Genomic DNA, 15760 nt, shown 5'->3' on the forward strand with positions numbered 1-15760 from the left:
ATGGAGGCGATACGATGAAACAAGAGATGACGATTACGACAGCATATGGAACGATTGCGGGGACTTTTCTTTCCCATGAGGAGCCTCGGGCGACCATCGTCATGTTGAGCGGAAGCGGTCCGAGTGACCGGGACGGCAACATGGGTGGTGTCGGTTTTAACACGTATGCCAAGTTGGCAGAAGCGTTGTACGACCATGGCTACAACGTGTTCCGATATGACAAACAAGGAATCGGGAAGTCTGATGGTGACTTCAACAAAGTCGGCTTACATGACTTGATTAACGATGCGATTCTTGTCGTACGCACCATTCGACAACTGGCCGATGTGAAGCGATTATATCTACTCGGTCATAGTGAAGGGGCCGTCCTTGCCCCTGCCGTTCAACTTGAGACGAAAGCGGATGGACTGATCTTACTTTCCGGTTTCCATGAATCGTCCAAGCAGATGTTCTTATACCAAGCAGGTGCACTCGCTAAAGACATCGAACGCGTGAAAGGGATAAAAGGTCTCTTCTACCGATTGACGGGCGTTGCCAAAAAGGTCAGACAACGACAGGATGATTTGTTAGAGCGTTCTTTACGGACGAACGTTTCGTCATTCAAATATCGAGGTCAAGTCGTGAATGCGAAATGGATTCGAGAACATGCATCCTATGATGTACGGGAACGATTGGAGCATGTGACCGTCCCGGTTCTTGCGATTACCGGGGGACGTGATGTTCAAGTCCCGCCAGAGCATGTCCATATGATTCAAACGAAAGGGAAGGTCACCTCATCGATCATCGATGATATGAATCATCTGCTCGTGACTCGGGAGTCACCTCATTCGCTTCTTATGCTGCATAAAGAGTATCGGGAGGCAATTGATGCACCGATTCATCCAAAACTCGTTCAAGAATTGGATGATTGGTTAAAAAAACAGTCATAAACATAAAAAACGGTCATTAAATGACCGTTTTTTATGTTATAATTGTGACAAATTGAATGAAAATGAATGTTTTTGAATGATTTTAGTTGTTTTTATAATGAAAACGCTTTATATTAGACGTATGGAGGGAACAAGATGTTAACGAAACAACGACATCAGTTGATTTTGCAACGCTTATCTGAGCAGAAGGTCGTCAAATTAAAAGAATTGGTTGATTTGACGGACTCATCCGAGTCGACAATCCGTCGAGATTTGACGGACCTCGAAGCGGAAGGGTATCTGGCGAGGGTTCACGGGGGCGCGACACTCATTGCGACTCCAGATGAGGAACCGACATTTGAAGAGAAGCGAGACCGATTCGTGGATGAAAAAGTTGCGATTGCACGGAAGGCCGCAACGTTCATCGAAGACGGGATGTCAATTTATTTAGATGCCGGTACAACCACTCAGGCGATGGTTCCTTTTTTAGAAGGGAAGAAGATTGTCGTCGTCACAAACAGTCTACCGATTGCGAATGAATTATTTGATCTTGATATTAAGACGTTTGTGATTGGCGGAGAATTAAAGCGTTCCACCCAGGCACTTGTCGGGTATAACGCACGCGAGAGTATGATGAATTATCGCGTCGACCTCGCCTTCCTCGGAATGAATGGAATCGACCTTGAAGCGGGTTACACGACCCCAGACCCAGAAGAAGCACTTGTCAAAAAAACGGCAATCGAATTGGCACAAACCTCGTTCGTACTCGCGGACGCATCGAAGATCGGGAAACGAACGTTCAGCCGAGTCGCGACGTTAGATGCCGCACAGTTGATCACATCGAGCGATGAGTCAATGAGTTCCATCCAAACAATCACAAAGGTGGTGAATGCGAAATGATTTACACGTTAACACTCAACCCTTCTATTGATTACTACGTAACATTACCAGAAGTACATCTAGGAGAAGTGAACCGAATCGAAGAGACGACGGAACGGGCAGGCGGTAAAGGCATTAACGTTTCCATCGTTCTTCGGGAATATGCACAAGAGACGAAGGCACTTGGGTTCATCGGCGGAACGACCGGTGACTTCATTAAAAAGTCACTCGTCAATCACGGTGTACACACCGATTTCGTAGAGGTGAACGGGAACACCCGAATCAACGTCAAGATTCGAGCGAAAGAGGAAACAGAACTGAATGCGAGCGGACCGAATATCACGGATGGTGAGCTCGAGCAATTGACGACCAAGTTCGACCAAGTTCAAGAAGGTGATATCGTCGTCCTCGCGGGTAGTATCCCAAGTAACCTCCCAGACTCGCTATATCGGACCATCGCCGAATCTATTCGCGAAAAAGGTGCCGACTTTGTCGTCGATACAACGAAAGACGCCATGCTCGAAGTGCTCGCGCTTGAACCACTCATGATCAAACCGAACCACCATGAATTAGGTGAATTGTTTGATACCGAGATTGAAACGTTTGAAGAAGCTCTTCCGTATGCCGAACAGCTCGTCAAACGCGGGGCGAAAAACGTCATCATCTCCTTTGCGGGAGACGGGGCGCTACTCGTCAACAAAGCCGGAGCCGTCACAGCGAACACGCCGTCCGGGAAGCTCGTGAACTCGGTTGGTGCAGGAGATTCTCTCGTCGCCGGATTCGTCGCAAATGTGAAAGAAAAAGGTGAACAAGAAGCATTTCGATACGCGGTCACGACAGGAAGCGCATCTGCTTATACGTTCGGCTTATGTTCAAAACAAGAGATTGACCGCTTGATTGATCAAGTACAACTTACACCATTAAAACGAATGGAGGAAACAACATGAAAATCACGGACTTGCTCCAACGCGATACGATTCAATTGAATCTTCGTGCCAGTTCTAAGCGTGAGGTCATCGAAGAACTCGTCGATGTCCTCGACCGTGCCGGTAAACTATCAGATCGTAACGGTTATCGCGATGCGATCCTAAAACGTGAAAGCGAGAGCACGACTGGTCTCGGAGAAGGGATTGCCATCCCGCACGCGAAAACGAGTGCTGTCAAAACGCCAGCAATCGCGTTTGGTCGCTCGGAAGGTGTCGACTACGAAGCGTTAGACGGACAACCGAGCCGCCTCTTCTTCATGATTGCGGCAGGAGAAAATGCGAATAACGAACACCTTGAAACACTCTCTAAACTTTCAGTTTACTTGATGGACCCTGCATTCCAAGAACGTCTCTATGCGGCCACTTCTGAAAGCGATGTCATCCGTGCCATCGAAGAAAAAGAAGCGGCAGAAGAGAAGCCAGAAGTCGTCAAACCGACGAATGAAGATGCACCGTTCATTTTGGCGGTCACGGCATGCCCGACAGGAATCGCGCATACGTATATGGCAGCAGATAGCTTAAAACAAAAAGCGGAAGCGATGGGCGTCGATATTAAAGTCGAAACGAACGGATCGACTGGCGTAAAAAATGAATTGACGCGCGCGGATATCGACCGGGCAACGGCGATTATCGTCGCAGCGGACAAGGCTGTTGAAATGGATCGTTTCGCTGGTAAGCGAGTCATCGAAGTTCCGGTCGCACAAGGGATTCGGAAACCTGAAGAACTCATCAATCGCGCGGTAAAACAAGATGCGCCGGTATATGAGGCTTCAAAAACATCAGGTGGTGCTTCGAAAGAACAGCGTACAGGTGTGTACAAGCACTTGATGAGCGGTGTATCTGCGATGCTCCCACTCGTTGTCGCAGGTGGACTCTTGATTGCCATCAGCTTCTTCTGGGGCATCAACTCCGCTAACCCGGATGACCCGTCTTACAATGAATTTGCTGCACAATTGATGACAATCGGTGGAGCTGCATTCGGCTTCCTCGTTCCGATTCTCGCCGGCTTCATCGCGATGTCGATTGCCGATCGCCCAGGTCTCGCACCAGGTCTCGTGGCAGGGGTACTCGCAAGTCAAGGGAATGCCGGATTCCTCGGCGGTCTCATCGCCGGTTTCCTAGCAGGTTATGTCGTCCTCTTCTTGAAAAAAGCACTCGCGAAATTACCAGCTTCACTTGAAGGGATTAAGCCAGTCCTCTTGTATCCGTTACTCGGCTCATTCATCTCCGGGATGATCATGTTACTCGTCGTCAACGAACCGATCGCAGCACTCATGACATGGTTGATGGATACATTGAACAGTATGAGTGGCGCGAACGCCATCCTTCTTGGTGTCATCGTCGGTGGGATGATGGCAGTCGATATGGGTGGTCCGATCAACAAGACAGCGTACGTCTTCGGTACGGCAGCACTTACAGCGGGTAACCAAGAAGTCATGGCAGCCGTCATGGCTGGAGGGATGGTACCACCACTCCTCGTCGCACTCGCATCAACAGTCTTCGCTCGTCAAAAGTTCTCGAAACAAGAGCGCGAAGCAGGAAAAACTGCTTATATCATGGGAGCCTCGTTCATCACGGAAGCGGCGATCCCATTCGCCGCTGCGGACCCGATTCGCGTTCTTCCATCAGCGATTCTCGGATCTGCCATTGCAGGCGGATTATCCGCATTCTTCACGATTCAATTACCAGCGCCACACGGTGGGATCTTCGTCTTCCCACTTCTTGAAGGAGCTGGAAACGTCGCGGTGAGTATGGGTCTCTATGCACTCGCCATCTTGGCAGGTGCGGTGGTCGGAGCATTGCTCCTCTCGTTCTTGAAAAAACCGTTAACAACATCGACACCAGTCCAATCTAAAGAAGTTGCATAACGTGAGAAGAGACGTCGCCTTTATCCAGAGGTGACGTCTTTTTTGTTGTCGATGTCCGTGCAAAATTCACATAATCTCGGATTGCAAGTTGGGGATTTGTGGTAAACTATTTGTAAAGCTTCGGGTGAGGAGGGGGTCACATTGGACATTCGGGTCGCCAAACCAGATGATGTGTATGGGATTGCGAGAGTGCGTGTGAACGGGTGGCGTACGACCTATCGGGGGATCGTACCGACCGAGTATTTGTTAAAAGTATCATCCGGCTCCATCGAATGGGCAGAACGCTTGCGGACCGCCCTTCGTCGGCAAGAAGTAGCCGGCTTTGTGGCGATTGTCGAGGACGAAATCGTGGGCTTCGTTCTTTACGGAGAAGAGCGGACAGGAGAGTATCCAGACCACACGAATGAAGTGTATGCCATTTATATTTTGGAGAACCATCAAGGGAACGGAATCGGGTCCGCTCTCCTTGAGCATGCCGTGCAATCGATGTGTGAGGCAGGACTCCTGATCTGGGCGCTTGAGATGAATCCGTTCCGCACGTTTTATGAGCGAAAACAAGGGCAGGTCATCGACCAGAAAGATCGAGAGTTTGGTGAATTGATGCTCCGCGAAGTGGCGTACGGTTGGGAAACGACCCGCCATGACTCCATCATGGGAGCCTGAGCTTAGAGACTGTAGAATGTTCTACGGTCTTTTTTTGTTGAGTGAAATGGATGCTAAATCAAAAGGGATCCTCTACTATTCAATGGCTAATCTACATCAATTCGAACGTCCAAATCAGTATGAACCGTATCTGTTAAAGGCGATTGCAGAGTACCCAGAATTCCCTCGTTACCATCTTGATCTTGGACGGTACTATATCTCAAACGAGAATATAGAAAAGGGAAAGCTGTATATAAGAGAAGGCTTGCTTAGAGTAAAAGCGTGTTTCACCGAAGCACAACCTTTAGACTTTGAAATGTCTTTGTATACGTTTATCGATGAAGAAATCGGTGGACTTTATATGTTCGATGAGTTTTACAAGGAATATAAAGAAATGTCCTTATGAATCAATTAAAAATAGTGTTGTTCCATTATATAAACTCTTCTATACTGAATTGAACAAAAATTCCAAATGAAGGGTTGGGGAAAGATGGAACATCGGAAAATCTGTATCAAGATAAGTGGAGCCGCTCTAGCTGGTGATGGAACGGATAATTTTGACGAAATGAGCCTCAGCCTGATAGCAGAAGAAATATTGTCACTCACAAATAGCGGGGTTGAAGTATGTGTCATGGTCGGCGGGGGAAATCTTTTTCGCGGAAATCAAGCAGAAGCGTGGGGGATCAATCGAGTTGAAGCTGACAGCATCGGGACGCTCGGGACAGTCATGAACTCATTGATGCTGCGTGGTATCTTGAAACGAGATACCAATCGAGAAGTACGCGTCATGACGTCGATTCCAATGCCAAGTGTAGCCGAGCCATACATTCAGCTTCGGGCAATCAATCATTTGAAAAAAGGGTATGTCGTCATTTTCGCAGGCGGTAACGGTCAACCGTTCGTCTCTTCAGATTACCCGGCTGTTCAGCGTGCCATCGAAGTGGGATGCGACGCCTTGTTTGTGGCAAAGAATGGCGTCTCTGGCGTATATGACCGCGATCCTCGTTTGGATTCGGACGCTCGTCAATATGAAACCCTTCACTATAACGATGTCATTTCGAATGATTTGAAAGTGATGGATCAATCGGCATTGCTTCTCGCGAGAGATCATGGTTTGCCGATTCACTTGTTCGACTTCAAGGAGCGGAACGCCATTCATCGGATTCTCGAAGGAGAGAGCATTGGAACGATGATTCATCACCATGAAACGCAGCTCTTGCAGAATTGAGGAGACAGCATGTATGAAGTAACAGATGGTCACGTCATTGGGAAAAACGGAATACCCATCCCGTATTCCTACCTGCAGCCTGATTCGTCATCCGACACACTCGTGATTTTGTTGCCCGGATACGGATATACAAATGATTCTCCAATGTTTCGCTATACGACTGGATTGTGCATAGAGAATGGGTTGAACGTTCTCGAAGTCAACTATAACTATCGCGACGAGCGGTACGATTCAGTCGATGTAAATAAGGCGATTGTTGATGATGTTCGACTCGTCATCGATCAAATCCTACATACTGATTCCGTTCGACGATACATCATCGTCGGAAAATCGCTCGGTACGGTTGCGATGGCAAGTGAACTCACCCGAAACGCGTTTCATGATGCCAAACTGGTTTGGTTGACACCTTTGTTGAAACGAGACGACATATACGAAGCGATCCAGTCTCATAAAGGACAACAGATGATTCTCATAGGAACGACGGACCAACATTATGTACTGGAACGAATCCAGCATCTTGAACATATGGCATTGACTGAACTCGAGATTATCGAGCAGATGAATCACAGTCTCGAGTACACAGGTAACACATACCAGTCACTCCGGCTACTTGAAACTCTTCTCAAGCGAGTGGAGCAATTTATCATGTCCTCATAGGTCGTGAACCGGAGGAGAGTTTCATGAGGAGAGCGCGATTAAATGTAAGGGAGGAGTCGACGTGAAATTTACCACTAAACGTCTAGAAATCAGACCATTTATGCAGAAAGACTTGCATGCTACATTCGAAATGTATTCAAAACCAGAAGTATGCAGATATCTTTTGCATGAGCCATGGACGTCTGAAAACAGGAAGAAAGAATTTGATAAAAAACTAACAAATTCTATTCTTACCGAGACTAGTACGTTGAATTTAGCAGTCGTACATCAAGATGAAGTGATTGGGGATCTCACGGTTTGGTACACGGGTATGAAAGATACGGTAGAAATCGGGTATTGTTTTTCTGAATCGCATTCAGGAAAAGGATATGCGACGGAGGCAGTGAGCGGATTGCTAGGGGAGTTGTTCACAAAGCTCAATCTACATCGGGTACAAGCCAATCTCGACGCCAGAAATGTAGCTTCCCAGAAATTATGCGAGCGGGTTGGAATGAGAAAAGAAGCTCATTTCTTGAGAGACTATTGGAATAAGATTGAATGGACCGATAGCATGGTGTACGCGATGTTACACGAGGAGTTTGTAAGATAATAAACGAAATAAGTGAAGTGAATAGAAAAGGAGATGACGCGCGTCATCTCCTTTTATTTACAATTTTTCAATAACCGTTTTCGGGTCGACACGTTCTGTATAGTCAGCAGGCACATCACTGAAAGAAATCGTCCCGTCGGATTGGATGATGAACGTGGCCGGTTTCGGCAACTGCCAATCCTCGTTCCCGTTATGGGCATCGACATTTAGTCCAGATGCTTTATAAATATCAATCAAGTAATCTGGCATGTCAAAGACGAGGTCGAATTGACGTGCGACAATATTATCAACATCACTCAATACATAAAAATCAAGTTCATTCTTTTCTTTCGTCGAAAGGGAATAATCCGGCGTCTCCGGACTGATTGCGACAAGAGTCGCGCCTTTTTCTTGAATCGTTGCCAACTCGCGCTGGTAAGCACGGAGCTCGAGGTTACAGTATGGGCACCATCCACCTCGGTAAAATGTGACGATGACTGGTCCATTTTCAAGGAGCGTTTTCAAGTTGACGGCTGTCCCGTCCGCGTGAGGCAATTCAAACGACGGAGCTTGATCTCCAACTGTCAATCCTGACGCAATTCTAGAGTCTTTCAATTCCTGAGTCGCCTGAGCCATCAATCGTTGCTTTTCGGCAGGTGCTTTTTGTTTAAACTGATCTTTATACGATTTGATTTCTTCCAATAATGAATTCATCTTTTGACCCCCTTTTCCGATATGGTAACTTAATCTTTCTCTAAACACGAATAGTTTGATTTGTCTAATCGAACATAGTGCTGAAACTCCATTTCAGTTTTCGAAAAATAATTTTCGAATAATTCAATCAACTCTTTAGATGAGATGACTTTTGACCGATATGGTGAGTAACCCAAGGGAGATTCGACTCATCGAACTCGCTTGAACATTTTATTCGGGGTAAGGAGATGTTTTATGAAACAGAAGCGTACGATTAGTATCAAGCAAAAGTTGATTGTCTTATCCGTTTTATTATTACTCATTCCAGCCACATTGATTGGAATCGTCGCCTATTCGCAGGCGAAAGGAAAAATCGAGTCTCAAATGATCCAGTCCGCCAATTCGGGGGTGGACCGGATGAACAACGAGGTCACGAACCTCATCGAACCGATTCAAACGGACATCTCGTTTTTTGCGAATCGGATTGATAGTTCAATTTATGAAGAGGGAGAAGCGAATCAAGCATTAGCAGAGAAGTTTACCGAGTATTTGGAGACACATCCAAAAGTAACGAACATCTACTTTGCTTCGGCAGAAGGCGCGATGACGATCTATCCTGAACAGGAATTGCCAGAAGGATATGATCCACGGACTCGCCCATGGTATGAAGCGGCTGAAGCAAGTGGACAAGATGTTGCCATCACGAATCCGTACGTCGATGCCGCCTCTCAAAAAATGATGATCACGGTTTCGAAGAAGACTTCAGACGGTAATGGTGTGGTCGCTGTAGACGTCGATGTGAACGATATCGCTGAAGTGGCGTCCACCATTCAAATCGGGAAAGAAGGATACGTTGCCATCTTCGACCAGGCCGAACAAGTCGTCATTCATCCGTCGACGGCTGTCGGTGAAAAGATGGATGAATCTTGGACAGAATCGCTCTTTGCCAATGAAGAAGGGACCCTGTCTGCATCGGAGAATGGAGAAGGTGTGGAGAAGGCATTCGTGACGAACCTCATCACCGGATGGAAAATTGCCGGTACGTTATATGACGGTGAGATTCAAGACGAGACAGTCGGCATTCTTTGGACGACTGGATTCGTCATCATCGGAATGTTCGGGATTGCAGCCATTCTTCTCTACTTTGTCCTCCGCTCAATCTTACGTCCGTTGCGTTTATTGACAGAGGGAGCAGAACGGATTAAATCGGGTGATTTAACAGAGCCGATCACCGTCTTATCGAACGACGAAATCGGGCGTGTCTCAGAGAGTTTTAACGAAATGAGCGATTCCCTTCGTATGGTGTTGCTCCGTCTTGATGATTCAATCAGTCAAGTGGCCGCATCGTCACAAGAATTGATGGCCAATTCGGCACATAATACGGCCTCATCGGAACAGATTGCTCGCGCAGTTGATCAAATGGCAGTCAGTGCCGATGGCTCGAAGCGACAACTCGACGACAATGCGACATCGCTCCAAGCGATCACATCGGGCATCATGCGAATCTCAGAGAGTTCAATGGACGTTTCTGAACTTTCACGCGAAACCTCGAATGAGGCGGAAGACGGTTCGACGACCGTGAAAGAGAACGTGAAGCAGATGCAGGCGATCGATGCGTCTGTCGTGACATTCGAGGGTGTCATTCACTCATTGGCACATCGCTCAAACGAAATTGGAGAAATCGTCACGGTCATCAATGGAATCGCTGAACAGACGAACCTGTTAGCGTTGAACGCTGCCATTGAAGCGGCACGTGCGGGTGAGAACGGCAAAGGATTCGCGGTCGTTGCGAGCGAGGTGCGTAAACTTGCGGAACAGTCACAGCAGTCGACGAAACAAATTGCGGCGTTGATTGATCGAATCAAGCATGAGACGGAACAGTCTGTACAGTTGATGCAGGAAGTATCTACTCATACGAAAGCCGGGTTGGCGTCATCTGAGATGACAGCAGACCGATTCGAGAAAATCAAGGAGCGGACAGTCGCGATGACACCACGGATTGAAGACGTGACCGCAACCGTCGAGGAGATTGCGGCGAACGTTCAGGAAGTGGCAGCGACGGCATCACAAATTGCCGACATCGCCGATGAGAATTCGAGCGTCTCGAAGCAAGTGGCGGCGACGACCGATGATCAATTGAGATCGATTGAAGAAGTATCACAGTCAGCAAAAGCACTCGCGACCATGGCCGAGGAGTTACAAGACCTCGTCTCGCGGTTCAAACTGTAAACGAGAATGAGGCAGAGCGGAGCGCTCTGCCTCATGTCTTTTTATAGGATTGGACTAAGAAGGCGTGACACCCCTTCACGGGCGCGCACCGTCCATTTACGAGATTCATAATCTTCCACTGTATAAATTCGACTGACCGCCGTATCGGTCTCGAATAAAGAAATGAGTTCGAGGGCGACCCGTTCATCGTAGATGAGTGCGTTCACTTCAAAATTGAGACGGAAGCTTCGGGCGTCCAAATTTGTCGTCCCGACGGTCGCAATCTCATCATCGACGACGAGCGTCTTCGCGTGGAGAAACCCTTCATCATACAGATAGACGTTTGCCCCGTAGTCGAGGAGTTCCCCAAGGAACGAGAGGGACGCCCACATGACGAATGGATGGTCCGGTTTTCCAGGAATCATAATATCCATCTGGACGCCAGAATGGAGCGCCATTTTACAGGCATCCATAAAGCTCGTGTCTGGGATGAAGTAAGGTGTTTGGATGACGACCCGACGTTTAGCGGACATGATCATTTTGACCATCATGTTCTTCAAATGTTCCGTATCCGAGTTTGGTCCGCTCGTGACGATTTGCATCGGAGAATTTTCTTTGATGTCATGTCGCGCAAAGCAGAAGGCATTTTCCGGGTCATGTTTTCGATGACCTGAATAGTTCCAATCTAAAATGAATCGGTGTTGGAGATTGTAAACGACGTCTCCTTCGACGCGTAAATGCGTGTCGCGCCAATAGCCGAATTTTTCGACTAAACCTAAATACTCGGTACCGACATTGAATCCACCGACATAGCCAATTTTCCCATCGATGATGACAACTTTTCGGTGGTTTCGGTTGTTCAACTTGAAGTTGATGATTCCGAGTGTCGGTGGGAAGAAGACGCGGACCTCGCCATCGTTCGCAATCAACTCTTTAAAGTCAGAATTACGGAGACTACGTGAGCCGACCGCATCATAAAGGAGTCGGACTTTAACACCGGCTTTCGCACGCTCGATTAACTCTTTTAATAGTGCTTGACCGAGAGCATCGCGCTGGATGATGTAATATTGAATATTGATTTCCGTTTCGGCCGAACGAATATCATCCATCAGCGCTTTAAACTTTTGTTCGCCGTCGTGCAAGATGAGGGAACGATTATGTACACTGATTAACGATTTAGACGATCGTAAATTCATTTGAAGCAGTTGGTCATACTTTTCAAACAATGGCTGAGCGAGCTGTGTTTGGCGCGTGTGAATCTGTTCAAGTTGCGCTTCGACTTGAAGCGAATGGAAGGAACGTTCTTCCACACTTAAATTATAGAAGTTATCCTTCTTTAGTTGTCGCCCAAGGAACAGATAAATGATAAAGCCGAGCACTGGTAAGAAAAACAGGACAAGAAGCCAGGCCCAAGTCGCGCCTACGTCACGTCTTTCGGCGAAGATGACGGCGAGTGCGAATAACATGTTTAACCCGAGGACGATATAGAGTCCCCAACTGAAAATCATAGACCAATCCAACGACATACACTCCTTTATAATCGATTCATAGCTTAATCATACATCAAATGAGGGAATAGGATGCTATCAAATGAAATAGGGGGAAAAGATGATGAACATGGAAGTCGTTTGGAAGAAAGGGATGGCGTTTGAAACACATACGCCATCTGGACACAAGGTGACACTTGATGCGTCAGAGGACGTCGGTGGGCTCGATACGGGACCTCGTCCGACGGAAATGTTACTTCACGCGACCGCATCTTGCACGGGAATCGATATCGTGTCAATTCTCCACAAGATGCGCCAGCCAATCGAAGCGTTTGAAATGAAAATTGATGGGGTGCGGGCGACCGAACATCCGAAACGCTTTACAGCCATTCACATCTTGTATATCCTGAAAGGCGAGTTATCGGAAGAACGAGTCCGCCGGGCCATCGCATTGTCCGTCGAGCGTTATTGTTCCGTATCGCATAGCCTCAATGCGACATTGACGTATAGCTATCAATTAAACGATGGAGACGTCACTCCGTTTGATCTTCAACAGTGAGCAAGATGGTTGAAAGGCATAATGTTCTCCGTTATATTTGTATTTCAAATACTGTATGACTAAAGGAGGACGTTATGATTCGACTCGCGACGAAGCGCGATGCCAAACACATCGCGAACCTAATCGAACAACGAGCCGTAGCGCTAAATGAACAAGGAAGCGACCAATGGACCGAATATTTGGAACAGGACCTCGTAGAGCGTGTGCGCACTGATATTGCGGAAGGCAGTGTATATGTCTTTGAAGATGACCAACAAATTTTAGCTTCAATCGCATTGTTACCTCCAGATGAGTGGGATGATCACTTATGGGACGACAGTGAACGTGGACAATATATCCACCGAATCGTCGTCAGCGAAAAACTAAAAGGGCAAGGCGTCGGACAGCAGCTCATGGAGCATGTCTTAGAGGAAGCCGATGAAGATGAACCAATTCGTCTTGATTGTGTTGCTGACAATGAATTTCTAAATGATTACTATCCACGTTTCGGTTTCGTCTTTGTCGATTCACGAAACGGATACAATACGTTCGAATACAGATTAGATGAGAGCATGAGTGCATAAGGGTCATTAGACCCTTTTTTTGATATAATAACAAAAGCGAAAAGGAGGGTTTTATATGATTAAAACCATGTTGGTAGGATTCGGATTCTCGGCGAACACGTTCCATTTGCCGTTCTTAAAGGCCATTGATTCATTTGAAGTGAGTGGCGTCGTGTCATCGCGCCCGGAAGAAGTGCAGGCTGAATTACCTGGTGCCACGGTATATGCGACATTAGAGGAGGCGCTTCAATCGGATGCTTCTCTATATGTCATCACGACACCGTCGCATTTACATAAAGAGATGATTGTTGCCTGTCTTGAGGCAGGAAAAGATGTGCTCGTTGAAAAACCAGCATTTCTGACAACGGAAGAAGGATACGAGTTGATGGCACTTGAAGAAAAGTCGAAGGGCATCGTCAACGTTTATCAAAACCGTCGTTACGACGGAGACTTCTTGACGGTTAAGTCGTTACTTGATTCGAATGAGTTAGGAGACTGGAAAGTGGTTGAATCTCGATTTGATCGTTTCCGTCCGAATGTACGTGACCGGTGGCGTGAAAATGCAGGACCCGGTTCAGGTATTTTATTCGATTTAGGAAGTCATCTGATTGATCAAACGCTCGCTTTGTTTGGAAAGCCGGATCGTATTCAAGCAGATGTGATGATTCAACGGGATGGCGGACAATCCGATGATGGGTTCCATCTGACTTTCTATTATGGTGAAAAGCGAGTATACCTTCGTTCGAACCCGTTCATCGCTGGAGAAACACCTCGGTTTGAAGTGCACGGCACACTTGGAAGTTTCGTGAAATATGGACTTGATCCTCAAGAAGAGGCTCTGAAGCAAGGCAAGTTAGAAAGTGATTTATTAGAGACTGGCGTATTATCGAAAGAAGAGGTTGCATCGATTCAAATCGAGAAAGGGAGCTATTTGTCGTATTATCAACAGTTAGCCCATAGTTATGAGGTACGACAACCAGTCGTTTCTCTAAAGGATGCAACGTTGACAACCCACTTGATTGAACTTGCACGTCAATCCAGTGAGACAGGAACAGTCATCACAGTAGATTGACACGCTTTTTCGTAGATTTACTAAACCGGCGATTAATTCACAATTGGAAAGAACGTGCGATGATTTCTTTGTGAACGTGTCGACACTTTTCTATTGTAAGAACAATCATACGAATCATAAAAAAAATCGATGCCACCGAACAAATTGTTCGAGCGTGCATCGATTTTTTGTTAGGCGGCATCTTCTTCTGTTGATTCGACTTTTTCCGTATGACGGACAATCGGGAAATTTTTGAACAAGCGACTTCCAATCAAGCCGAAACCAATTCCGAGGACAAACAGCACGACGGCTGTAAGCGTGACCGTTTGCCAATCATTAAAACCATACATGACAAGGAGTCCGGGGATTCCAGCTGCCGAACCCGGTGCATCGTTAATCATACCGGTCATGGCAACAATCAACCCGGCGATGGCTCCACCGACAAAGTTGACACTGTAAATCGGAATCGGGTTAGCGGAAATGAGGTCAGCTTGCGTCAACGGTTCGATGGCGACTGAGAGCTGATCCTTCTTTGTTCCGATTTTCAATTGACGGAATAACAAATAATTCATTGAGATGGATGCGGTCAACGCGAGCGCAGCAATCGCCATCGGGACGCCGGTCAATCCGAGCATGGCCGTCAAGGCCATTGAACTGAGTGGTGATGTCGAAACGACTGTGACAATCCCTCCTAAGACAAGACCCATGACGACCGGATTTTGAGTGGCCGCAAGTTCAATCACCGCACCGATTTGCGAGAGGGTGTTTGTCACGAGTGGGTCGACGCCTGTCGCGACAAGGCGTGCGAGCGGTGCCATGACGATGACATAGAAAATCATATCGACGCCTGTCGGGAGATAACGATTGATTCGAGTGCCGGCTAAAGCCAAGATGTAACCGGCGAAAAATCCAGGAAGGATTCCAAACCCTGATACGGATAACCCGATCATCAAACTATAGACGGGGTTGATTCCGAGTGCGATGGCGACGAGTGCCGCTGCTGCAGGACCTGACAATGCCCCAGCCACCTGTCCGACTTCCTCATACAGAGGGAGTGGTAGCAATCCGCCGATGGCATATGCGTTGAACGCTTCGACGAGAAAACTCGCGATTGCTGCACCAGCAAGCGCGCCCATCGCTTTCATTCCGGATGGTGCCTTATAGCTAAACAATGTGAATAAGGCGAGGATGAGCAGTAAAAGTGCAATTCCTTGAATAATGACCATAAACTCTTCCTTCTTTCTCTCTAATTTCATTCATAATTTATTCTATATTCAGGCATAGAAACGCTTATGTAAAGCCAAAATTTCAAGAAAAATTAAAAATGAAAGATGTTACCGTTTACAATTCGAAATGTGATTTCATGTAAGCGATATCTTGGGAAATCGCCAACAATTTGACACGTTTGGACGTGTTGTGGTCCACCAGATTGGGAACAGATAGATGATAGATTTTTCATAAAGTATTTCTCGAGGAGGAAGAAC

16 protein-coding genes are annotated in these 15760 nt (G+C 47.0%); 13 read left to right on the forward strand and 3 right to left on the reverse strand.

Going from position 1 to position 15760, the window contains the following annotated elements:
- The first annotated feature begins 14 nt into the window (after positions 1 to 14).
- The 9 genes from KNO66_RS03550 (at position 15) to KNO66_RS03590 (ending at position 7757) form a co-directional block, all read left to right on the forward strand.
- Positions 15 to 929, forward strand: coding sequence for an alpha/beta hydrolase (locus KNO66_RS03550; protein ID WP_214740487.1), 915 nt, complete (start codon positions 15 to 17; stop codon positions 927 to 929).
- A gap of 135 nt (positions 930 to 1064) precedes the next feature.
- Positions 1065 to 1808, forward strand: coding sequence for a DeoR/GlpR family DNA-binding transcription regulator (locus tag KNO66_RS03555; protein WP_214740489.1), 744 nt, complete (start codon positions 1065 to 1067; stop codon positions 1806 to 1808).
- Positions 1805 to 2734, forward strand: a complete 930-nt coding sequence (gene pfkB, locus KNO66_RS03560) for a 1-phosphofructokinase (RefSeq protein WP_214740491.1) — start codon at positions 1805 to 1807, stop codon at positions 2732 to 2734. Before KNO66_RS03555 ends, pfkB begins: the two co-directional genes overlap by 4 nt.
- Positions 2731 to 4641, forward strand: coding sequence for a PTS fructose transporter subunit IIABC (locus KNO66_RS03565; RefSeq protein ID WP_214740493.1), 1911 nt, complete (start codon positions 2731 to 2733; stop codon positions 4639 to 4641). The genes pfkB and KNO66_RS03565 overlap by 4 nt, the downstream gene beginning before the upstream one ends.
- Before the next feature lie 141 nt (positions 4642 to 4782).
- The gene (locus KNO66_RS03570; protein ID WP_012726215.1) at positions 4783 to 5304 is read left to right on the forward strand and encodes a GNAT family N-acetyltransferase; all 522 of its coding nucleotides are present in this window, start codon (positions 4783 to 4785) and stop codon (positions 5302 to 5304) included.
- A gap of 82 nt (positions 5305 to 5386) precedes the next feature.
- A complete protein-coding gene (locus tag KNO66_RS03575) occupies positions 5387 to 5689 on the forward strand; it encodes a hypothetical protein (protein WP_214740495.1) in 303 nt (100 codons plus the stop codon).
- Positions 5690 to 5773: 84 nt separating this feature from the next.
- Entirely contained in the window at positions 5774 to 6511 is a 738-nt protein-coding gene (gene pyrH / locus KNO66_RS03580) for a UMP kinase (protein WP_214740497.1), read from the forward strand.
- Positions 6512 to 6520: 9 nt separating this feature from the next.
- Entirely contained in the window at positions 6521 to 7168 is a 648-nt protein-coding gene (locus KNO66_RS03585) for an alpha/beta family hydrolase (protein WP_214740498.1), read from the forward strand.
- Positions 7169 to 7229: 61 nt separating this feature from the next.
- Positions 7230 to 7757: a GNAT family N-acetyltransferase gene (locus KNO66_RS03590; protein ID WP_214740500.1), complete on the forward strand. Its 528-nt coding sequence runs from the start codon at positions 7230 to 7232 to the stop codon at positions 7755 to 7757.
- A 57-nt stretch (positions 7758 to 7814) separates the two neighbouring features.
- Here the strand turns inward: KNO66_RS03590 and KNO66_RS03595 are convergent, their stop codons facing one another.
- Positions 7815 to 8450, reverse strand: a complete 636-nt coding sequence (locus tag KNO66_RS03595; RefSeq protein WP_214740502.1) for a peroxiredoxin-like family protein — start codon at positions 8448 to 8450, stop codon at positions 7815 to 7817.
- A gap of 234 nt (positions 8451 to 8684) precedes the next feature.
- Here KNO66_RS03595 and KNO66_RS03600 point away from each other — a divergent pair, with 234 nt between their 5' ends.
- Positions 8685 to 10658 carry a methyl-accepting chemotaxis protein gene (locus tag KNO66_RS03600; protein ID WP_214740504.1) on the forward strand — a complete coding sequence of 658 codons (1974 nt, stop codon included), beginning with the start codon at positions 8685 to 8687 and terminating at the stop codon, positions 10656 to 10658.
- Between the two features lie 41 nt (positions 10659 to 10699).
- On the opposite strand, the gene cls is transcribed toward KNO66_RS03600, so the two are convergent.
- The gene (gene cls, locus KNO66_RS03605) at positions 10700 to 12145 is read right to left on the reverse strand and encodes a cardiolipin synthase (protein WP_214742369.1); all 1446 of its coding nucleotides are present in this window, start codon (positions 12143 to 12145) and stop codon (positions 10700 to 10702) included.
- A 103-nt stretch (positions 12146 to 12248) separates the two neighbouring features.
- Between cls and KNO66_RS03610 the strand changes: the two genes are divergently transcribed.
- The 3 genes from KNO66_RS03610 to KNO66_RS03620 all read left to right on the forward strand — a co-directional run bounded on the left by KNO66_RS03610 (position 12249) and on the right by KNO66_RS03620 (position 14297).
- Positions 12249 to 12683 (forward strand): OsmC family protein, encoded by a 435-nt coding sequence (locus tag KNO66_RS03610; RefSeq protein ID WP_214740506.1) that lies wholly within the window; start codon positions 12249 to 12251, stop codon positions 12681 to 12683.
- 74 nt (positions 12684 to 12757) lie between these two features.
- Positions 12758 to 13246, forward strand: coding sequence for a GNAT family N-acetyltransferase (locus tag KNO66_RS03615; RefSeq protein ID WP_214740508.1), 489 nt, complete (start codon positions 12758 to 12760; stop codon positions 13244 to 13246).
- Positions 13247 to 13301: 55 nt separating this feature from the next.
- A complete protein-coding gene (locus KNO66_RS03620) occupies positions 13302 to 14297 on the forward strand; it encodes a Gfo/Idh/MocA family protein (RefSeq protein ID WP_214740510.1) in 996 nt (331 codons plus the stop codon).
- 170 nt (positions 14298 to 14467) lie between these two features.
- Here KNO66_RS03620 and KNO66_RS03625 read toward each other — a convergent pair whose 3' ends face one another.
- Positions 14468 to 15502: a PTS sugar transporter subunit IIC gene (locus KNO66_RS03625; RefSeq protein ID WP_214740512.1), complete on the reverse strand. Its 1035-nt coding sequence runs from the start codon at positions 15500 to 15502 to the stop codon at positions 14468 to 14470.
- Positions 15503 to 15760: the final 258 nt, after the last annotated feature.

It is taken from the genome of Exiguobacterium sp. s48, assembly GCF_018617395.1.
Classification (GTDB): Bacteria; Bacillota; Bacilli; order Exiguobacteriales; family Exiguobacteriaceae; genus Exiguobacterium.